Annotated in this window: 15 protein-coding genes and 1 pseudogene; 14 read left to right on the forward strand and 2 right to left on the reverse strand. The window is 69.2% G+C overall.

The genetic code is table 11. The annotated features are described in order from the left end of the window. Nucleotides 1-7 precede the first annotated feature (7 nt). The 5 genes from lipB to PL79_RS13715 all read left to right on the forward strand — a co-directional run bounded on the left by lipB (nt 8) and on the right by PL79_RS13715 (nt 4808). A complete protein-coding gene (gene lipB, locus PL79_RS13695) occupies nt 8-763 on the forward strand; it encodes a lipoyl(octanoyl) transferase LipB (protein ID WP_044846753.1) in 756 nt (251 codons plus the stop codon). After that, the gene (gene lipA, locus PL79_RS13700) at nt 756-1748 is read left to right on the forward strand and encodes a lipoyl synthase (protein ID WP_044846752.1); all 993 of its coding nucleotides are present in this window, start codon (nt 756-758) and stop codon (nt 1746-1748) included. Before lipB ends, lipA begins: the two co-directional genes overlap by 8 nt. Before the next feature lie 252 nt (nt 1749-2000). Beyond that, complete coding sequence (gene tauA / locus PL79_RS13705; protein ID WP_044846751.1) at nt 2001-3017, forward strand: taurine ABC transporter substrate-binding protein; 1017 nt, start codon at nt 2001-2003, stop codon at nt 3015-3017. Between the two features lie 28 nt (nt 3018-3045). Beyond that, nucleotides 3046-3843 (forward strand): taurine ABC transporter ATP-binding protein, encoded by a 798-nt coding sequence (locus tag PL79_RS13710; protein ID WP_044846750.1) that lies wholly within the window; start codon nt 3046-3048, stop codon nt 3841-3843. After that, nucleotides 3843-4808, forward strand: coding sequence for an ABC transporter permease subunit (locus PL79_RS13715; RefSeq protein ID WP_044846749.1), 966 nt, complete (start codon nt 3843-3845; stop codon nt 4806-4808). Before PL79_RS13710 ends, PL79_RS13715 begins: the two co-directional genes overlap by 1 nt. Nucleotides 4809-4869: 61 nt before the next feature. Here the strand turns inward: PL79_RS13715 and ggt are convergent, their stop codons facing one another. Both ggt and PL79_RS13725 read right to left on the reverse strand, forming a co-directional pair. Continuing rightward, nucleotides 4870-6753: a gamma-glutamyltransferase gene (gene ggt / locus PL79_RS13720; RefSeq protein ID WP_044846748.1), complete on the reverse strand. Its 1884-nt coding sequence runs from the start codon at nt 6751-6753 to the stop codon at nt 4870-4872. A gap of 71 nt (nt 6754-6824) precedes the next feature. Next, nucleotides 6825-7787, reverse strand: coding sequence for a LysR family transcriptional regulator (locus PL79_RS13725; RefSeq protein WP_044846747.1), 963 nt, complete (start codon nt 7785-7787; stop codon nt 6825-6827). Between the two features lie 250 nt (nt 7788-8037). On the opposite strand from PL79_RS13725, the gene PL79_RS13730 reads away from it, so the two are divergent. The 9 genes and pseudogenes from PL79_RS13730 to PL79_RS13770 all read left to right on the forward strand — a co-directional run bounded on the left by PL79_RS13730 (nt 8038) and on the right by PL79_RS13770 (nt 21002). Continuing rightward, nucleotides 8038-10173: a 3-hydroxyacyl-CoA dehydrogenase NAD-binding domain-containing protein gene (locus tag PL79_RS13730; protein WP_044846746.1), complete on the forward strand. Its 2136-nt coding sequence runs from the start codon at nt 8038-8040 to the stop codon at nt 10171-10173. Nucleotides 10174-10202: 29 nt separating this feature from the next. Further along, nucleotides 10203-11399 carry an acyl-CoA dehydrogenase family protein gene (locus PL79_RS13735; RefSeq protein ID WP_044846745.1) on the forward strand — a complete coding sequence of 399 codons (1197 nt, stop codon included), beginning with the start codon at nt 10203-10205 and terminating at the stop codon, nt 11397-11399. A gap of 14 nt (nt 11400-11413) precedes the next feature. Next, nucleotides 11414-12559 (forward strand): acyl-CoA dehydrogenase family protein, encoded by a 1146-nt coding sequence (locus tag PL79_RS13740; protein ID WP_044846744.1) that lies wholly within the window; start codon nt 11414-11416, stop codon nt 12557-12559. 30 nt (nt 12560-12589) lie between these two features. Next, a pseudogene (locus tag PL79_RS13745) lies at nt 12590-13797 on the forward strand (CaiB/BaiF CoA transferase family protein). Nucleotides 13798-13894: 97 nt separating this feature from the next. Beyond that, on the forward strand, nt 13895-14200 hold the full coding sequence (locus tag PL79_RS13750) for a DUF485 domain-containing protein (RefSeq protein ID WP_014895931.1): 306 nt from the start codon (nt 13895-13897) through the stop codon (nt 14198-14200). An 11-nt stretch (nt 14201-14211) separates the two neighbouring features. Next, nucleotides 14212-15897, forward strand: a complete 1686-nt coding sequence (locus PL79_RS13755; protein ID WP_044846776.1) for a cation acetate symporter — start codon at nt 14212-14214, stop codon at nt 15895-15897. 358 nt (nt 15898-16255) lie between these two features. Beyond that, on the forward strand, nt 16256-17545 hold the full coding sequence (locus tag PL79_RS13760) for a dicarboxylate/amino acid:cation symporter (protein WP_044846742.1): 1290 nt from the start codon (nt 16256-16258) through the stop codon (nt 17543-17545). Between the two features lie 4 nt (nt 17546-17549). Continuing rightward, nucleotides 17550-19574, forward strand: coding sequence for a sensor histidine kinase (locus tag PL79_RS13765; protein WP_044846741.1), 2025 nt, complete (start codon nt 17550-17552; stop codon nt 19572-19574). A gap of 72 nt (nt 19575-19646) precedes the next feature. Beyond that, a complete protein-coding gene (locus PL79_RS13770; RefSeq protein ID WP_044846740.1) occupies nt 19647-21002 on the forward strand; it encodes a sigma-54-dependent transcriptional regulator in 1356 nt (451 codons plus the stop codon). Nucleotides 21003-21027 lie beyond the last annotated feature (25 nt).

A 21027-nucleotide genomic window follows, 5' to 3' on the forward strand; every position in this document is an offset into this window, starting at 1 on the left:
AGCGCCCATGTCCGTCTCGCCGGTTGCCATCGTGTCCACGCCTGTCGCTGTTTCCGAATCGCCCGCCGGGTCTCCGGTCCGGCCCGTCGTGCCGGTCACCGTGCGTTGGCGGGGCAGCGAGGCCTACGAGACGAGCTTCGACGCGATGCGCGCGTTCACCGACACGCGCACGGCCGACACCGGCGACGAAATCTGGGTCGTCGAGCATCCGCCCGTCTACACGCTCGGCCAGGCCGGCGACCCGGCCCACCTGCTGGTGGCCGACAGCGGCGTGCCGCTCGTGAAGGTCGACCGCGGCGGGCAAATCACCTACCACGGCCCCGGCCAGATCGTCGCCTACCTGCTGCTGGACCTGCGCCGGCGCAAGCTGATGGTGCGCACGCTCGTGACGAAGATCGAGGAGGCCGTGATCGAAACCCTCGCGGCGTATAATCTCGCTTCGGTCCGCAAGGCGGGCGCGCCGGGCATCTACGTGGCATCCGGCGTGCACGAAGGCGCGAAGATCGCGGCCCTCGGCCTGAAGATCCGCAACGGCTGCAGCTATCACGGGCTGAGCCTGAACGTGAAGATGGATCTGCGCCCGTTTCTCGCGATCAACCCGTGCGGCTATGCCGGACTGGAAACCGTCGACATGGCGAGCCTCGAGGTTGCCGCCGACTGGAACGACGTCGCCCACACGCTGGTGGGTCGTCTGATTGCCAACCTCGATGGCGCATCCGCGGCCGCCGACAAGCCGCAGGCACTGGAACATTCGAATGACTGACGTTACCGCTTCCCCCGCACCGGCCGACTCGGCCGCGACCGCTGCCTACGATCCCACCGCCAAGCAGAAGGCGCAGGCGAAGACGGCGCGCATCCCGATCAAGGTCGTTCCGATCGAGAAGCTGAAGAAGCCGGAGTGGATCCGCGTGAAGGCGGCCACCGGCAGCTCGCGCTTCAACGAGATCAAGACGATCCTGCGCGAGCACAACCTGCATACCGTGTGCGAGGAAGCGAGCTGCCCGAACATCGGCGAGTGCTTCGGCAAGGGCACCGCGACGTTCATGATCATGGGCGACAAGTGCACGCGCCGCTGCCCGTTCTGCGACGTCGGCCACGGCCGTCCCGATCCGCTCGACGCGGACGAACCGAAGAACCTCGCGCGCACGATCGCGGCGCTCAAGCTCAAGTACGTGGTGATTACGAGCGTCGACCGTGACGACCTGCGCGACGGTGGCGCCGCCCACTTCGTCGAGTGCATCCGTGAAGTGCGCGAGCAGTCGCCGGAGACGCGCATCGAGATCCTGACGCCGGACTTCCGCGGCCGTCTCGACCGCGCGATCTCGATCCTGAACGCCGCGCCGCCCGACGTGATGAACCACAACCTCGAAACGGTGCCGCGCCTGTACAAGGAAGCGCGCCCGGGTTCGGACTACGCGCACTCGCTGAAGCTGCTGAAGGACTTCAAGGCGCTGCATCCGGACGTCGCGACGAAGTCGGGCCTGATGGTCGGCCTCGGCGAGACCGAAGAGGAAATCCTTCAGGTGATGCGCGACCTGCGCGCGCACGACGTCGACATGCTGACGATCGGCCAGTACCTGCAACCGTCCGAGCACCACCTGCCGGTGCGTGCGTACGTGCATCCGGATACGTTCAAGATGTACGAGGAAGAGGCGTACAAGATGGGCTTCACGCACGCGGCCGTCGGCGCGATGGTGCGTTCGAGCTATCACGCCGATCTGCAGGCGCATGGGGCCGGGGTGGTCTGAGCGTCGCGATGCCGCGATTGTCTCGCGCAGTCGAAAAAAGCCCGCAGCGATGCGGGCTTTTTCGTTGGCGCGGCGGCCATCCGCGCACGCGCACGGCAATCGTCACCCGACCGGACACGCAATCCGGTCGAGCATGGAAAGCAAAGCTGAAACGGCATCGATAGCTTCGCAGGATAAGTTCGCTCCCGCCGCGCGCAAAGCTCGTAAAGTCGGCTCTCCCGCAGCAATGCCCGCATTCCGAAGGAGAGCCGCATGTCCCGTTTCAGCTTCGTCCGCCGCGCCGTCGTCGCGCTGACCGCCTTTGCCGCGCTGGGCGCGGCGCACGCCGAATCGCGCGAGGTCGTGATCGCGTACCAGGACATGGTCGTGCCGTGGCGCTATGCGCAGGCGAGCGGTGAAGTCGAAAAGGCGACCGGCTACAAGGTCACGTTCCGCAAGCTCGACAGCGGTGCCGACGTGATCCGCGCGCTCGCGTCGGGCTCCGTGCAGCTCGGCGAGGCCGGTTCCAGCCCGATCGCGGCCGGCCTGTCGCAGGGGCTCGACATCTCGCTGTTCTGGGTGCTCGACAACATCAACGACGCCGAGGCGCTCGTCGCGCGCAACGGTTCGGGCGTGACCAGCGTCGCCGCGCTGAAGGGCAGGAAGATCGGCGTGCCGTTCGTGTCGACGTCGCATTTCCATACGCTCGTCGCGCTGCAGGCCGCCGGCGTGAACCCGAACGACGTGAAGATCGTCAACTTGCGTCCGCCCGAGGTCGCGGCCGCGTGGACGCGCGGCGACATCGACGCGACCTACATCTGGGATCCGGTGCTCGCGAAGGTCAAGCAGTCGGGCACCGTGCTGACGACGTCCGGCAAGGTTGCGAAAGAAAGTGGCAAGGCGACCTTCGACGGCTTCGTCGTGAGCCGCAAGTTCGCGCGCGAAAACCCCGAGTTCGTCGCGCGCTTCGTGAAGGTGCTCGCGGCCGCCGACGCCGACTACCGCGCGCATGCGGCGGCGTGGAAGGTCGGCTCGCCGCAGGTCGCGGCGGTCGCGAAGGTATCGGGCGCGGACGCGCAGGACGTGCCCGCGAGCCTCGCGCTCTACGCGTTCCCGACGCCGGCCGAGCAGGCGTCGCCGACGTGGCTCGGCGGCGGTGCGCAGTCGGGCGCCGCGAAGTCGCTCGCGGCCACCGCCGCGTTCCTGAAATCGCAGGGCACGATCCAGACGGTGCTCGCCGACTATTCGGTCGGCGTCGATCCGCAGTTCGTGCAGAAGGCCGGGCGCTGAACGCGGCGATCATCGCGGAGTCCCGAGCATGAGCACGCTGGAAGTCCGTCAGGTATCGGTCGACTATCCCGGCGAACGCGGCCGGCCGACGACGCAGGCGCTCGCGCGCGTCGACCTGCGCATCGAAGCCGGTGAATTCGTCGTCGCGCTCGGCGCGTCCGGGTGCGGAAAGACGACGCTGCTGAACTGCATGGCCGGCTTCGTCGCGCCGACGACCGGCGACGTGCGCGTCGACGGCGTGCCGGTCACGGGCCCCGGCGCCGATCGCGGCGTCGTGTTCCAGAAATACGCGTTGTTGCCGTGGCTCGACGTGCTCGAGAACGTCGCGCTCGGGCTGCGCTTCGCACGCGTGTCGAAGGCCGAACGCGAAGCGCGGGCGCGGGAGATGCTCGCGCTGGTCGGGCTCGACAAGCATGCGCACGCGCGCGTGTACGAGCTGTCGGGCGGGATGCAGCAGCGCGTCGGCATCGCGCGTGCGCTCGCGAGCGATCCGCGCGTGCTGCTGATGGACGAGCCGATGGGCGCGCTCGACGCGATGACGCGCGGCACGATGCAGGCGCTCGTGCTCGACGTGTGGGCACGCACCGGCAAGACGGTGTTCTTCATCACGCATGACGTCGAGGAAGCGCTGTTCCTCGCGACGCGTCTCGTCGTGATGACGCCGGGCCCCGGCCGGATCGCGGAAACGTTCGAGCTGCCGTTCGCGCGGCGCTACGTCGAATCGCGCGATGCGCGCGCGGTGAAGTCGTCACCGGAATTCATCGCGTGGCGCGAGCGGCTGATCGCGTATCTGCATCGCGACGAGGCGGTGGCGGAGCGCGCGTGATGCATGAGTTCGCGCGACAGGGCGCGTCCGTCGGGCGCGGCCGGATCAGTACTTTGCACAGGCAGGACGACATGAGCACGCAGGATTCGTTGGCAGCCGATCGAGCGGCCGCGGAGGTCGGGCAGGATCAACGCGCGACGCAACGGCGTCACGCGGTGCGTCCGGCTCGCGCATCGCATCGTTACCGGTTGCCGGGGCAGGGCAGGACGGCCGCGCTCAGCGCGGCGACGGTCGCGGCGCTGGCCGTGCTGTGGTGGGTCGCGACGCACCGGCAGTGGCTGCCGCCGCTGTTCCTGCCGGCGCCGGAAGCGGTATGGGCCGCGTTCGTCGACGCGTGGCATGGCCGCATCCAGGGCGGCCTGCCGTTGTCGGAGCATTTGTTGTGGAGCGCCGCGCGCGTGTTCGGCGCCTTCGTGTTCGCCACTGCGATCGGCGTGCCGGCCGGCATCCTGATGGGCGTGAGCCGCATCGCGCGCGGCGTGCTCGATCCGCTGCTGGAGTTCTACCGGCCGCTGCCGCCGCTCGCGTATCTGCCGCTCGTCGTGATCTGGTTCGGCATCGACGAGACGGCGAAGCTCGTCGTGATCTTCCTCGCATGCTTCGCGCCGATCGCGATGGCCGCCCGTGCCGGCGTGCGCGCGGCAACCGTCGAGCAGATCAACGCCGCGTATTCGCTCGGAGGCAGCTTCGCGCAGATCGTGCGCCATGTCGTGCTGCCGGCCGCGCTGCCGGAAATCCTCACCGGCTTGCGGATCGCGATCGGGTTCGGCTGGACGACGCTGGTCGCGGCCGAAATGGTCGCCGCGACGGCCGGGCTCGGGCAGATGGTGCTCAACGCGTCGAGCTTCCTGCGTACCGATCTCGTCGTGATGGGGATCCTGATCATCGGCGCGATCGCATGGCTGTTCGATCTCGCGATGCGGTGGGTCGAGCGGCGGGTAGTGCCGTGGAAGGGCCGCGGGTGATGCCCGGATGAGACCCGCGGGCGGCGCATGCGCACCGCCCGTGCCGGTCGTGCCAGTCGCGTCACTCGCCCATCGCGACGCCTTCCCGCCGCGGGTCGGCCCCGCCGAACCACACCGTCTGCCCCTGCACGTTCAGCCGCTGGATCCCCTGCAGTCCCGAATTCATCTCGACGACCCGCACGTCGTGCCCGCGCCCTTTCAACCCGTCGACGAGCGCGTCCGACACGCGGCCGCGTTCGAGCTGGGTCGGCCCGTTCATCGACCCGACGTTCGGCAGCGCGATCGCCTGCTGCATCGTCATCCCCCAGTCGAGCACGCCGATCATCGTCTTCGCGACGTGATTGATGATCGCGGGGCCGCCGGCCGAGCCGACGATCATCGTCACCTGCTTCGTCTTCTGGTCGAACACGAGCTCGGGCGACATCGCCGAGCGCGGCCGCTTGCCCGGCTGCACGCGGTTCGCGACCGGCCGCCCGTTCTCGTTCGACACGAACGAGAAATCGGTCAACTGGTTGTTCAACATGAACCCGCGCACCATCAGCCGCGAACCGAACGCGTCCTCGACGCTGGTCGTCATCGACAGCGCCTGGCCGTAGCGGTCGACGATCGCGATGTCGGACGTCGACGGCAATTCGGGGCTGCGGTCGTCGGCCAGCGCGAGCGTCGCGCCCTGCGGCGTGCCGGCCTGCGCGACGCCCATGCTGGTGTCGCCGATCAGGCGCGCGCGCTGCGCGAGATAGGCCCGGTCGACGAGGCTCGCCCAGCTGCCGCCCGGCAGCGGCGCGAAATCCGGATCGGCGACGTAGCGCGCACGGTCCGCATACGCGAGGCGTCCCGCTTCGCTGAACAGGTGCGCGGCGAACGGCGTCGGCTCGTAGCCGACGTCGTTGCGCACCGGCTTCTGCGCGCCGATCTGCTGCCAGTCGGGCATCGCCTCGAGGATGCCGAGCATCTGCGCGATCGCGAGGCCGCCCGATGACGGCGGCGGCATCCCGCACACCACCGAGCGCCGGTAGTCGGTGCACAGCGGCGCGCGCACCTTCGCCTTGTAGCGCGCGAGATCCTGCAGCGACAGCAGGCCCGGATTGGTCGGGTGCTTGCGCACCTTCGTGACGATGTCGCGCGCGATCGCGCCGGTGTAGAACGCATTCGCGCCGCGATCGGCGACCTGGCGCAGCACGGCCGCGAGCGCGGGGTTCTTCAGCACCGTGCCGGCCGCCTTCGGCGTGCCGTCCTTGTTGTAGAAGTACGCACGCGCGGCCGGGTCGTTCATCAGGTACTTGTCGTTCGCGATCAGCATCGCGAGGCGCGGGCTGATCGTGAAGCCGTGCTCGGCGAGCCGGATCGCGGGCTGGAACAGCCGGCGCCACGGCAGCTTGCCGTGCGCGCGGTGCACGGCGTCGAGCATCCGCAGCACGCCCGGCGTGCCGACCGAACGGCCGCCCACGACACCTTCGTAGAAGCCCATCGGCTGGCCGGTCGGGCCGTAGAACAGCCGGTCGGTCGCGGCGGCCGGTGCGGTCTCGCGGCCGTCGTACGCCTGCGTCGCACGGCCGTCGAAGTACAGCATGAACGCGCCGCCACCGAGCCCCGACGATTGCGGCTCGACGAGCGCGAGCACCATCTGCGTGGCGATCGCCGCGTCGATTGCGGTGCCGCCGGCCTTCAGCATCTCGTAGCCGGCCTGCGTGGCGAGCGGGTTCGCGGCCGCAATCATGAAGCGCTGCGAGGTCCAGCCCGGCTTGTCGGTCCAGCCGGACGACAGTTCGGGTGCGTGAACGCCGGGCAGCGGCACCGCGGCGCCCGATGCGGCAGCGACCGGGACGACGGCGCCCGACGGCGCGGACGGCGATGTGCAGCCGGCGCCGAACGTGACGAGCGCGGCGAGCGCGAGCGTGGCGACGAGCGTCCGGGGACGCGAATGCGGACGGATCCGGTCGAACATTGAAACCCTCGGCAACAGTGAATTCGAAGGAGGCGGCGTGTGCGCGGCACGCGCTCCGCACGGACGGCGCGCTATTGTCGCCGTGCGGCCGGCGGATTGTCATCCGACAGGAAACCCTGACGCATCCCGCCGGGCCCGCCCCGGCCGGCCTTTCCGGCCTGTTCGAGGATGAACTCTATGAACGTCGCGGTCGCGCGCGTGTGGTGCCGGTTCGGCATGTAGAGCATGTACATGTGCGTGCCGAAGATGCTGAGACGATACGCGTCGAGCGACGTGACGACCGTGCCGCGCCGCATGTCGTCCTGCATCACGTAGTCGGGCACGATGCCGACGCCGATCCCGGCGAGGATCGCCTGGCGCAGGAACAGGAAGTTCTCCGAAATCAGCGTCGGTTCGAGCAGCACCTCGTGGCGTTCGTCGCCGAGGTACGCGGCGATCCGCAGCTGCCGGCCCAGCACCGTCGCGGTGACGACCGGCGCGGCGGCCAGCGCGCCGAGGCTCGCGGGCATCCCGTGCACGGCCGCGAACGCGGGCGACGCGCACGCGACGTAGCGCACCGCGCCCATGTCGCGCGCGACGAGGTTCTGCGGCGGCTCGGACATCACGCGGATCGCGATGTCGACTTCGTCGCGCATCAGGTCCTCCACGCGATTCTCGAACACCACGTCGAGCACGATGCCCGGATGCAGCCGCTTGAACGCGAGCAGCCAGTCGGACATCACCATCTGCCCGTAGCCGCTCGGCACCGACAGCCGCACGCGGCCCTGCAGGTCCTGGCCGAGCGTCGTCACCGATTCCTGCGCGGCGAGCAGCTCGTTGCGGATGCGCCGGCCGTGCTCGTACAGCTTCAGCCCGATTTCGGTCGGCTCGATGCGGCGCGTCGTGCGGCGCACGAGCTGCTGGCCGATCGAGCGCTCGAGCTGGTTCAGCCGGTAGCTGACGTTCGCGCGGCTCATCTTGAGCCGCTGCGCGGCCTTGCTCAGGTTGCCCGCGTCGAGGATCTCGACGAGCAGCGTCAGCGCGTTCAGGTCCATGCCCGGTGTCTCCTGATCCGTCCCGCTTAAGGACCCGAAGCGGTCCGAAAGCATTCAATGTCAAGTCGGACTTGACAGCTTGTAAAGTCGAGCGGGAATTGTCAATGAATCTCGATCAATCGAGAATCGAGTCATGCCCGGCACATGCGCCGGATCGTTTCCCGCCGCGCGGGATCGGGCTCGGGACGCGGCGCCGCTCGCCGGCCCGGCGACCGGTCCCGCCCGCATGGCGCACCGCAATGGAGACACGATGAATTCAACCGCTTCCCCCGAACCCGCCCACACCGGCACCGTCACGCGCGAACGGCGCGACAAGGTGCTCGTCGTCACGATCGACCATCCGCCCGTCAACGCGCTGTCCGCCGATGTGCGGCGCGGCCTCGCCGACGCGCTCGACGCTGCGCAGGCCGACGCCGCGATCCGCGCGGTGCTGATCGTCGGCGCCGGCCGCAACTTCATCGCGGGCGCCGACATCCGCGAATTCGGCAAGCCGCCCGTGCCGCCGTCGCTGCCCGAGGTCTGCGAGCGGATCGAGTCGAGCGCGAAGCCGGTCGTGGTGGCGCTGCACGGCGCGACGCTCGGCGGCGGCCTCGAAGTCGCGCTCGCCGCGCATTACCGGCTCGCGGTGCCCGGCGCGAAGCTCGGGTTGCCCGAAGCCACGCTCGGCCTGCTGCCCGGCGCGGGCGGCACGCAGCGCGCGCCGCGCCTGATCGGCGCGCAGGCCGCGCTCGACCTGATGCTGACGGGGCGTCACGCGAGCGCCGACGAAGCGCTCGCGCTCGGCCTCGTCGATCGCGTCGCGCACAGCGACGACACGCTCGCCGAAGGTCTCGCCTATGCGCAGGAACTCGTGTCGCTCGGCGCGCCGGCTCGGCGCACCCGCGATGCGCAGGGCCTCGCCGACCGCGCGGCCGCGCAGGCCGCGATCGACGCGGCGCGCGCCGAGTTGCCGAAGAAGTCGCGCGGCCTGTTCTCGCCGGCGAAGATCGTCGACGCGGTCGAGGCCGCGCTCACGCTGTCGTTCGACGCGGGGATGAAGCTCGAACGCAGCCTGTTCCTGCAATGCGTCGACAGCCCGCAGCGCGCGGGCCTCGTGCACGCGTTCTTCGCGGAACGCGAGGCCGCGAAGGCGCCCGAGGCGCGCCGCGCGAGCGCGCGCCCGGTCGAGCGGATCGGCGTGGTCGGCGGCGGCACGATGGGCGCGGGCATCGCGGTCGCGGCACTCGACGCCGGGCTGCCAGTGACGATGATCGAGCGCGACGAAGCGTCGCTCGCGCGCGGCCGCGCGCATGTCGAGAAGGTGTACGACGGGCTCGTCGCGAAGGGGCGGATGACGCCGGCCGCGCACGCGGCGCGCCTCGCGCGCTTCAAGGGCAGCACGTCGTACGACGCGCTCGCGCAGGCCGACGTCGTGATCGAGGCAGTGTTCGAGGACATGGCCGTGAAAAAGGCGGTGTTCGCCGAGCTCGCGCGCGCGTGCAAGCCGGGCGCGGTGCTCGCGACCAACACGTCGTATCTCGACATCGACGAGCTGGCCGCCAGCATCGATCGGCCGGCCGACGTGATCGGCCTGCATTTCTTCTCGCCGGCGAACGTGATGAAGCTGCTCGAGATCGTCGTGCCGGCGCGCGTCGCCGATGACGTCGTCGCGACCGCATTCGCGCTGGCCAAACAGCTGAAAAAGACACCGGTGCGCGCCGGCGTGTGCGACGGCTTCATCGGCAACCGGATCCTCGCCGTCTATCGCACCGCGGCCGACTACCTGATGGAAGACGGCGCGTCGCCGTACCAGATCGATCGCGCGGTGCGCGAATTCGGCTTCCCGATGGGGCCGTTCCAGGTCGTCGACCTCGCGGGCGGCGACATCGGCTGGGCGACCCGCAAGCGCCGCGCGGCGACGCGCGACCCGCGCGCGCGCTACGTCGAGATTTCCGACCGGCTGTGCGAGCGCGGCTGGTTCGGCCAGAAGACGGGGCGCGGCTACTACCTGTATCCGGAAGGCGCGCGCATCGGCACGCCGGATCCGGAAGTCGAGGCGATCGTCGCGGAAGAACGCGCGAAGAAGGGCGTCACGCCGCGCACGTTCACCGACGACGAGATCCTGCGCCGCTACCTTGCCGCGATGATCAACGAAGGCGCGAACGTCGTGCACGAGAAGGTCGCGCTGCGCCCGCTCGATGTCGACGCGGTGTTCCTGTACGGCTACGGCTTCCCGCGCCATCGCGGCGGCCCGATGCACTACGCGGACACGGTCGGCCTCGCGAACGTGCTCGCCGACATCCGCGCGTTCGCGCAGGAGGATCCGCTGTTCTGGAAACCGTCGCCGCTGCTCGTCGAGCTGGTCGGGCGCGGCGCGGATTTCGCGAGCCTGAACCGTATCGACTGAACGCCCACCGCATTCGCAACGGACCCACGATGGACCTCAATTTCACTCCCGAAGAGGAAGCGTTCCGCACCGAAGTGCAGCGCTTCCTCGCCGCCGAACTGCCCGCGCGCACCGCGCGCAAGGTGAAGGGCGGCCTGCACCTGACACGCGACGACATGCGCGAATGGCACGCAATCCTGAACGCCCGCGGCTGGCTCGCGAGCCACTGGCCGCGCGAATACGGCGGCCCCGGCTGGAGCGTCGCGCAGAAGTTCCTGTTCGACAACGAATGCGCGCTCGCCGGCGCGCCGCGCATCGTGCCGTTCGGCGTCAACATGCTCGGGCCCGTGCTGATCAAGTACGGCAGCGAAGCGCAGCAGCGCCACTGGCTGCCGCGCATTCTCGACGGCACCGACTGGTGGTGCCAGGGCTATTCGGAGCCGGGCGCCGGTTCCGACCTCGCATCGGTGAAGACGAGCGCGGTGCGCGATGGCGATCACTACGTCGTCAACGGCCAGAAGACGTGGACCACGCTCGGCCACTACGCGAACATGATCTTCTGCCTCGTGCGCACCGCAACCGACGTGCGCAAGCAGGAGGGCATCAGCTTCCTGCTGATCGACATGAACACGCCGGGCGTCGAGGTGCGCCCGATCATCACGCTCGACGGCGAGCACGAAGTGAACGAAGTGTTCTTCACCGACGTGCGCGTGCCCGTGGCGAACCTCGTCGGCGAAGAAAACCGCGGCTGGACCTGCGCGAAATACCTGCTCACGTACGAGCGCACCAACATCGCCGGGATCGGCTTCTCGACGGCCGCGCTCGAGCGGCTGCGCGCGGTCGCCGCGAAGGTCACGAAGAACGGCCGGCCGCTCGCCGACGATCCGTTCTTCGCGGCGCGCATCGCGCGCGTCGAGATCGAACTCGAGAACATGCGCACGACCAACCTGCGCGTGCTGGCGGCGGTCGCGGGCGGCGGCGTGCCGGGCGCGGAAAGCTCGATGCTGAAGATCCGCGGCACGCAGATCCGCCAGGAGATCACCGCGCTGATGCGCCGCGCGATGGGGCCGTACGCGCAGCCGTTCGTCGACGCAGCGCTCGATGCCGATTACGACGGCGAGCCGGTCGGCCCGGACGAGGCCGCGAGCGCCGCGCAGCAGTACTTCAACAACCGCAAGCTGTCGATCTTCGGCGGCTCGAACGAGATCCAGAAGAACATCATCGCGAAGATGATGCTCGGGCTGTAACGAGGGACGCGACGATGGATTTCCAGCACACAGAAGACCGCCGGATGCTGGCGGACACGTTGAACCGCTTCATCGCCGAACGGTACGCGTTCCCGGTGCGCGACCGCATCGCGCAGTCGACCGAAGGCTTCGATCGCGCGATGTGGCGGCGCTTCGCCGAGCTCGGCGCGGTCGGCGCGCTGTTTGCCGAAGCCGATGGCGGCTTCGGCGGCGCGGGTTTCGACATCGCCGTGGTGTTCGAATGCCTCGGACGCGGGCTCGTGGTCGAGCCGTTCCTCGGCACGCTGCTTGCGGGCCGCGCGCTGGCGCTGGCCGGCGGCGACGCGCATCGCGCGCGGCTGGCCGCGCTGATCGACGGCAGCGCGAGCGCCGCGTTCGCGCACGACGAGCCGGGCTCGCACTACGAACTGACGACCGTGCGCACGCGCGCCGAGCGTGCCGGCGACGGCTGGGTGCTGACGGGCGCGAAGGGCGTCGTCGACCAGGCCGCGCAGGCGGCGTTCTTCGTCGTCAGCGCGCGCGTGTCCGGTCAGGACGACGACGCGGCCGGCATCGGCCTGTTCGTCGTGCCGGCCGACGCGCCGGGCGTGTCGCTGCGGGACTACAAGAAGATCGACGGCGGCCGCGCGGCCGAGGTGCGCTTCGAGCGCGTCGTGCTGTCGGGCGATGCGGCGCTCGGCGTGCCGGAAACGCAAGACGACGAAGCAGGCGCCGCATTGCTCGAACGCGTGCTCGGCTACGGGCTGCTCGCGCTGTCGGCGGAGGCGCTCGGCGCGATGGACGTCGCGAAGGAAGCGACGCTCGACTACCTGCGCACGCGCAAGCAGTTCGGCATGCCGATCGGCAGCTTCCAGGCGCTGCAGCACCGGATGGCCGACCTGCTGCTCGAAGTCGAGCAGGCGCGCTCGGCGGTGATCAACGCGGCCGCGCAGCTCGATGCGCCGCGCGCGGTGCGCGAACGCGCGCTCGCGGCGGCCAAGTACACCATCGGCCGGATCGGCACGCTGGTCGCCGAGGAGAGCATCCAGCTGCACGGCGGGATCGGGATGACGTGGGAGCTGCCGCTGTCGCATTACGCGAAGCGGCTCGTGATGATCGATCACCAGCTCGGCGACGAGGATCACCATCTCGCGCGCTACATCGCGCTGTCGAAACAATAAAGACGAACGACGCGAATGGAGGAGACAAGGATGACGAACGAATCGCGCGCGTTGCCGCTGGCCGGCGTGAAGGTGCTCGATTTCTCGCGTGTGCTGGCAGGCCCGTGGTGCGCGATGGTGCTTGCCGATTTCGGCGCGGAAGTGATCAAGGTCGAGCATCCGGCGCGCGGCGACGACACGCGCGACTGGGGCTTGCGGATCGGCGACACCGAAACGACCTACTTCAACAGCGTGAACCGAAGCAAGCGCTCGATCTGTCTCGACCTGCAGACCGACGAAGGGCGGCGGCTCGCGCGCGAGCTGGCCGCGCAGGCCGACGTGGTGCTGCACAACTTCAAGTTCGGCGGCGCGGAAAAACTCGGGCTCGGCTACGACGCGCTGGCCGTGCTCAATCCGCGGCTCGTGCATTGCGCGATTTCCGGCTACGACCGGTCGGGCCGGAAGCCCGCGCCCGGCCCGGCTACGACCTCGTCGTGCAGGGCGAGGCCGGGCTGATGGCGCTGAACGGCGAGGCCGGCCAGCCGCCGCTGAAATTCGGTGTCGCGGCGGTCGACCTGTTCACCGGCATGTATTCGGCGCAGGCGGTCCTCGCCGCGCTGTACGAGCGTCATGCGACGGGGCGCGGGCGGCGCATCGAGATGGCGCTGTTCGACTGCGGGCTGATGATCACCGCGTACTACGGGCTCGATGCGCTGCTGATGGGCGAGGATCCGCCGCGCTACGGCAATGCGCATCCGTCGATCGTGCCGTACGGCGTGTTCGATGCGGCCGACGGCCCGCTCGTGATCACGGTCGGCAACAACCCGCAGTTCGCGCGTTTCTGCGATGCGATCGAGCGGCCCGACCTCGCCGCGGACGAACGCTACAAGACCAATCTCGGCCGCTCGGAGAACCGCGCCGCGCTGCTTCCGGAGATTCGCGGCGAACTTGCGCGGCGGCCGCGCGCGACGCTGCTCGCGGCGCTCGCCGCCGGCGGCATTCCGTGCGGCGAAGTGCTCGGGCTGCACGAGGCGCTGACCTCCGAGCGCGCGACCCGGGCGGGGCTCGTCACGCGGCAGCCGCATCCGGTCGCGGGCGGCGTCGACGTGCTCGCGCCGCCGTATCGCTTCGACGGTGCGCGACTGCCGGTGCGCGGCGCGCCGCCGGTGCTCGGCGCGGATACGGACGCGGTGCTTGGCGGCTGGCTCGGGATGTCGGCGGACGAGGTCGCGCGACTGCGCGCGGATCGCGTCGTGTAACGCATTGACGTGCCGCCACGGCGCGGGCGGATCGATTGGCGCGCCGGCCATCCACAAGACACTTCTCGCGAAACGACGAGGAGACATTGGAGACACCATGGAGCTTTCCGTCATCGAATCGGTCACGGCGCGCCGTGACTACCAGCAGCTCGTGCGCGCACGGCGCCGCTTCAGCTTCACGCTCACGGCACTGATGATCGCCACGTACTACGGCTTCATCCTGCTCGTCGCGCTCGCGCCGCACGTGCTTGCGGCGCCGCTGTACCGTGGCGCGACGACCACGGTCGGGATCGCCGCGGGCGTCGCGATCATCCTGGTCGCGATCGGCCTGACCGCGTGCTACGTGCTGCGCGCGAACCGTGCGTTCGACCGCCGCGTCGACGCGATCCTGCAGCGTTCGTGACGGAGGCCGACATGCGACGCACTTCGAGCGCGCTCGGCGCGCTGGCCGTTCTCGTTTCCTCCGCCGCGCACGCGACCGGCGTCGCGGGCCCGATGCCCGACAAGGTCGAGCTGAACCCGGTGGCGATCGCGATGTTCTTCGCGTTCGTGTTCGCGACGCTCGCGCTCACGCGCTGGGCCGCGCGCCGCACGCGTTCGACGCGCGACTTCTACACTGCCGGCGGCGGCATCACCGGGCTGCAGAACGGGCTCGCGATCGCGGGCGACTACATGTCGGCCGCGTCGTTCCTCGGGCTCTCCGGGATGGTGTTCATGTTCGGCTTCGACGGGCTGATCTACTCGATCGGCTTCCTGGTCGGCTGGCCGTTCGTGATGTTCCTGATCGCCGAGCCGCTGCGCAACCTCGGCAAGTTCACGTTCGTCGACGTGGTCGCGTACCGCTTCGCGCAGCGGCCGATCCGGCTCCTGACGTCCGCGAACGCGCTGACGATCGTCGTGCTGTACCTGGTCGTGCAGATGGTCGGCGCGGGCAAGCTGATCCAGCTGCTGTTCGGGCTGTCGTACGGCACGGCCGAGCTGATCGTCGGCGTGCTGATGGTCGTCTACGTGTTCTTCGGCGGAATGACCGCGACCACCTGGGTGCAGGTGATCAAGGCCGTGCTGCTGCTGTGCGGCGCGACGCTGCTCGTCCTGCTCGCGCTCGCCGAATTCGGCTTCAGCGTCGATGAGATGTTCCGTCGCGCGGTGGCCGTGCATCCGGGCGCGCTGTCGATCATGGGCCCCGGCAAGCTGATCCGCGATCCGGCCAACGCGCTGTCGCTCGGCATCGCGCTGATGTTCGGCACGGCCGGCTTCCCGCATATCCTGATGCGCTTCTTCACGGTGCCGAACGCGAAGGAGGCGCGCAAGTCGGTGCTCTACGCGACCGGCTTCATCGGCTATTTCTATCTGCTGACGTTCGTGATCGGTTTCTCGGCGATCGTGCTGCTCGCGCAGCATCCGGAATTCTTCCGGCTCGGCGCGAACGGCACCTTCAACCTGACGCACGACCTGCTCGGCGGCTCGAACATGGTCGCGGTGAAGCTCGCGCAGGCGGTCGGCGGCAACTGGTTCTACGGCTTCATCGCGGCCGTCACGTTCGCGACGATCCTCGCGGTGGTTGCCGGGCTGACGCTCGCCGGCGCGACCACGATCTCGCACGACCTGTATGCGCAGATGTGGGCGCGCGGCAAGCCCGACGAGCGGCTGGAAATGCGCATCTCGCGCGCGGCGACGATCGGCTTGTCCGCGGTCGCGATCGCGCTGTCGATCCTGTTCGAGCACGTCAACGTCGCGTTCATGGTCGGCCTCGTCGCGGCGGTGGCCGCCAGCGCCAATTTCCCGGTGCTCGCGATGTCGATCTTCTGGCGCGGGATGACGACGCGCGGCGCGGTGCTCGGCGGCGGCCTCGGCCTCGCGTCGGCGGTGGCGCTGACGGTGCTGTCGAAGTCGGTGTGGGTCGACGTGCTGCACCAGGCGCACGCGCCGGTGTTTCTCGACAACCCGGCGCTCGTGTCGGTGCCGCTCGCGTTCGTCGGGATCGTCGTCGGTTCGCTCGCGGACCGCGGCGAGCGCGCGCGGCGCGAGCGCGACGCGTTCGCGCAGCAGGAGTTCTATGCGCAGACGGGCGTGCTGGCCGGTGAAGCCGTGCAGCATTGATTCGTCTGATGAAACGATCGCTCCGTCCGGATCGCCGGACGGATATTTTCCGGAAATCCGGAATCCCGGATTTCCTTGCCTGCCGCATTATGAGAAATACAATGAAAACAACGGCTTGAGGGGCTCCGGAAACCTGGCATCGACCTTGCGATATAAAGCGCACGGCCATCCCCCGGCCGAACTACTACAGCAAGCAAGGAGACAACCGATGACCAATGCCTTCCTCCCCCTCCGGATGTCCTGAGGCATCGCTTGTTGCGGCACGGCAGCCGCGCGGGCGAATGCCTTCTCCCCTGAGACATTCGCCTGCGCGCGTGACGCCGTTTCCACCGGCTCATCTACTTCAGCAGGAACCATCGTGAAGAAGAAACCCTTCTACAAAGTGCTCTATGTGCAGGTGATCTTCGCCATCATCGTCGGCGTGATCCTCGGCCACTTCTATCCGTCGCTCGCCACCGAGATGAAACCGCTCGGCGACGGCTTCATCAAGCTGATCAAGATGGTGATCGGACCGATCATCTTCTGTACGGTCGTCACCGGCATCGCCGGCATGGAGGACATGAAGAAGGTCGGCCGCGTCGGCGGCAAGGCGCTGCTGTACTTCGAGATCGTGTCGACCTTCGCGCTGCTGCTCGGCCTCGCGGCCACGCACATCCTGCGTCCGGGCGTCGGCTTCAACATCGATCCGGCGACGCTGAACGGCAAGGAAGTCGCGTCGTACGCGGCGAAGGCGCACGGGCAGTCGACGGTCGACTTCCTGATGCACATCATCCCGAACACGATGGTCGATGCGTTCGCGCAGGGTGAAATCCTGCAGATCCTGCTGATCGCGCTGCTGTTCGGCAGCGTGCTCGCGCACCTCGGCGAGCGCGGCAAGGTCGTGACCGACTTCATCGACGGCCTCACGCGCGTGCTGTTCGGCATCGTGCACATCGTCACGAAGCTGGCGCCGATCGGCGCGTTCGGCGCGATGGCGTTCACGATCGGCAAGTACGGCGTCGGCTCGCTGGTGCCGCTGCTCAAGCTGATCGGCACGTTCTACCTGACGTCGGTCGTGTTCGTGCTGGTCGTGCTCGGCGCGATCGCGCGCTTCACGGGCTTCTCGATCATCCGCTTCGTGTCGTACATCAAGGAAGAGCTGCTGATCGTGCTCGGCACGAGCTCGTCGGAAGCCGCGCTGCCGCAACTGATGGAAAAGCTCGAGAAGGCCGGCTGCTCGCGTTCGGTCGTCGGCCTCGTCGTGCCGACCGGCTATTCGTTCAACCTCGACGGCACCAACATCTACATGACGATGGCCGTGCTGTTCATCGCGCAGGCGACCAACATCGAACTGACGTGGATGCAGCAGCTCACGCTGCTCGCGGTCGCGATGCTGACGTCGAAGGGCGCGAGCGGCGTCACGGGCGCGGGCTTCATCACGCTCGCCGCGACGCTCGCCGTCGTGCCGACGATCCCGCTGTCGGGCATGGTGCTGATCCTCGGCATCGACCGCTTCATGAGCGAATGCCGCGCGCTGACCAACATCGTCGGCAACGGCGTCGCGACGGTCGTCGTGTCGGCCTGGGAGAAGGAACTCGACCGCAACAAGCTGCGCCAGGCGCTGAAGGGCGGCGGCGAGGTCACGCCGACCGAGACGGCCGGCGTCTGACGTCATGAAGGAGCAGGCGGCGGCACCGCCCGCGGGCGGTGCGCCGCGCGGCGGCCGGGGCAGCGACGAGGCGCCCTATGACACAATAGGCGATCCGCATCGCCAGGAAGTCACGTCCGTGAAGCGCCGCCTGCTCATCCTCGTCGTGCTTGCCGCCGCGCTCGCGGCGGCGTGCGCGCTGACTTGGACCATCACGTGGCAGCGCGGCGTCGCCGAGCTGCAGCGCAACGCCGCGGTGCGGGTCGACCGCACCACCAACGCGCTCAAGAGCACGCTCGACCGCTACGAATCGCTGCCTTATCTGCTCGGCAGCCATCCGTACGTGCTGGACCTGCTCGCCGAGCCGAAGCGCGCCGATTTCACCGCACGCGCGAACCGCTATCTCGAAGACCTCAACGAACACGCGCACGCGACCGTCACCTACGTGATCGGCGCGGACGGTCTGTGCGTCGCCGCCAGCAACTGGCGCGCGCCGGACAGCTTCGTCGGGAACGGCTACCAGTTTCGTCCGTATTTCATCGACGCGATGAACGGCCGGGTCGGCCGCTTCTTCGCGATCGGCACGATCTCGCGCGATCCCGGCTACTACATCTCGCAGCCGGTGTGGCGCGACGGCAGGATCGCGGGCGTCGTCGTCGTGAAGCTCAATCTCGAATGGTTCCAGGGCGCCGATGCGTCCGAGCCGCTCGTCGTCGCGGACGATCACGGCGTCGTGTTCCTGTCGTCCGTGCCCGCCTGGAAGTACCACACGCTGCATCCGCTGACGGGGCCCGTCGCCGCGTCGATCTACGAGACGCGCCAGTACGCGCAGCAGCCCGTCACGCCGCTGCCGCTGCGCGTCGAGCAGGTGCTCGGCGCCGATGCGGAGATCGTGCGCCTCGGTGCGGCCGGCGTAGGCCCTGGCCTGCGCGCGCCGCGTTTCCTCGCCAGCAAGCGGCGGATCGGCGAGCCCGACTGGCTGCTCGTCACGCTCGCGCCGATCGCGCCCATCGACGCCGACGCGCGCAACGCGACGATCGTCACGGGCTTCGGCTTCGTGTCGGTCGCGTTGCTCGCGTTCTACTGGCGCATGCGCCGCGCGCGCGTGCGCGAGATGATCCGCGGCCGCGCGCTGCTGCAGCAGGCGTATGCGGAGCTGAACCGGCGCGTCGAGGAACGCACGGCCGACCTGTCGGAAGCGAACGAGCAATTGCAGAAGGAAGTCGGCGACCGGATCCGCGCGGAGCAGGAATTGCGCGCCGCGCACGACGAACTGATCCAGGCCAGCAAGCTCGCCGCGCTCGGCCAGATGGCGGCCGGCATCACGCATGAACTGAACCAGCCGCTCGCGGCGTTGCGCAGCTTCTCGGACAACACGCGCGTGCTGCTCGATCGTGGCGAGCAGGCGGCCGCGCGCGAGAATCTCGAGGCGATCGCCGCGCTCACCGAGCGGATGGGCAAGATCACCAACCAGCTGAAGCTGTTCGTCGGCCGCGCGAAGCCGCGCAACGAACAGGCGCTCGTCGTGCGCGCGCTGCGCAGCGTGCTGTCGCTGCTCGGCGACCGGCTGCGCGGCGTCGCGCTCACGCTGACGCTGCAGGATGCGACGGTGTCGCCCGCGCAGGATGCGCCGCTCGACCTGGCGCGCGACTATCCGGAACTCGTCGCCCGCTGCGAGGACCTGCGCCTCGAACAGGTGCTGATCAACCTGCTCGGCAACGCGCTCGACGCGGTCGCGGGCGTCGCCGCGCCGGCGATCGAAGTGACGATCGCGGTGTCGGTCGCGACGCTCGCGGTCGAGGTGCGCGACAACGGCTCCGGCATCGCGCCCGAGCTGCTGCCGCGGCTGTTCGAACCGTTCTTCACGACCAAGGAAATGGGGCGCGGGCTCGGGCTCGGGCTCGCGATCTCGTCGTCGATCGCGAGCGACGCGGGCGGCGCGCTGACCGCGCGCAATGCGCCGTCCGGCGGCGCGCTGTTCGTCTTGACGCTGCGGCGCGCGCGCACGCATCATCCGGACGCCGTGTCCGAGCCGGCGGGCTCGCGCTAGGCACCGCACGACCGCATCAACGAGAGCCGCGCGCACCACCGCCGCGCGGTCTGTCAGGAGCAAGTGACTACGATGGCCAACCGGCTGCAAGTGATCTATATCGAAGACGATGCGCTCGTTCGCCGGGCGAGCGTGCAGAGCCTCCAGCTCGCCGGGTTCGACGTCGTCGGGTTCGAATCGGCCGAGGCGGCCGACAAGGCGATCGTCGCGGAAACCGCCGGCGCGATCGTCAGCGACATCCGGCTGCCCGGCGCAAGCGGGCTCGACCTGCTCGCGCAGTGCCGCGAGCGCGTGCCCGACGTGCCCGTGATCCTCGTCACCGGCCACGGCGACATCTCGATGGCCGTGCAGGCGATGCGCGACGGCGCGTACGACTTCATCGAAAAGCCGTTCGCGGCCGAGCGGCTGATCGAGACGGTCCGCCGCGCGCTCGAGCGGCGCGAGCTCGTGCTCGAGAACCATGCGCTGCGGCGCGAGCTGGCCGGCCAGAACATCGTCGCGCCGCGCATCATCGGCCGCAGTCCGGCGATCGAACAGGTGCGCAAGCTGATCGCGAACGTCGCGCCCACCGACGCATCGGTGCTGATCAACGGCGACACGGGCGCCGGCAAGGAGCTGATCGCGCGCAGCCTGCACGAGCTGTCGCCGCGCCGCGACAAGCCGTTCATCGCGGTGAACTGCGGCGCGCTGCCCGAGCCGATGTTCGAGTCGGAGATGTTCGGCTACGAGCCCGGCGCGTTCACCGGCGCCGCGAAGCGCCGCGTCGGCAAGCTCGAATATGCGTCCGGCGGCACGCTGTTCCTCGACGAAATCGAAAGCATGCCGCTCGCGCTGCAGGTGAAGCTCCTGCGCGTGCTGCAGGACGGCGTGCTCGAGCGGCTCGGCTCGAATCAGCCGATCCGCGTGAACTGCCGCGTCGTCGCGGCCGCGAAAGGCGACATGAGCGAACTCGTCGCGGCCGGCACGTTCCGGCGCGACCTGCTGTACCGGCTCAACGTCGTGACGATCGCGCTGCCGCCGCTCGCCGAGCGCCGCGAGGACATCGTGCCGCTATTCGAGCACTTCATGCTCGACGCGGCCGTGCGCTACGGGCGGCCGGCCCCCGTGCTGACCGACCGGCAGCGCGCGAGCCTGATGCAGCGCGACTGGCCCGGCAACGTGCGCGAGCTGCGCAACGCGGCCGACCGCTTCGTGCTCGGCGTCGCCGACATGCCGCAGGAAGCCGGTGCGAGCGGCGACGACGCCGAGAGCGACCAGACGCTGAAGGAGCGCATCGAGCAGTTCGAGCGCGCGGTGATCGCCGAGGCGCTGAACCAGACGGGCGGCGCGGTCGCCGCGACGGCCGACCGGCTGCATGTCGGCAAGGCGACGCTGTACGAGAAGATGAAGCGCTACGGGCTGTCGGCGAAAGGCGAAACCGAGCGCTGAAAAAGAGACGGACCGCGGAACCGGG

The organism is Burkholderia sp. USMB20, from assembly GCF_000949135.2.
Classification (GTDB): domain Bacteria; phylum Pseudomonadota; class Gammaproteobacteria; order Burkholderiales; family Burkholderiaceae; genus Burkholderia.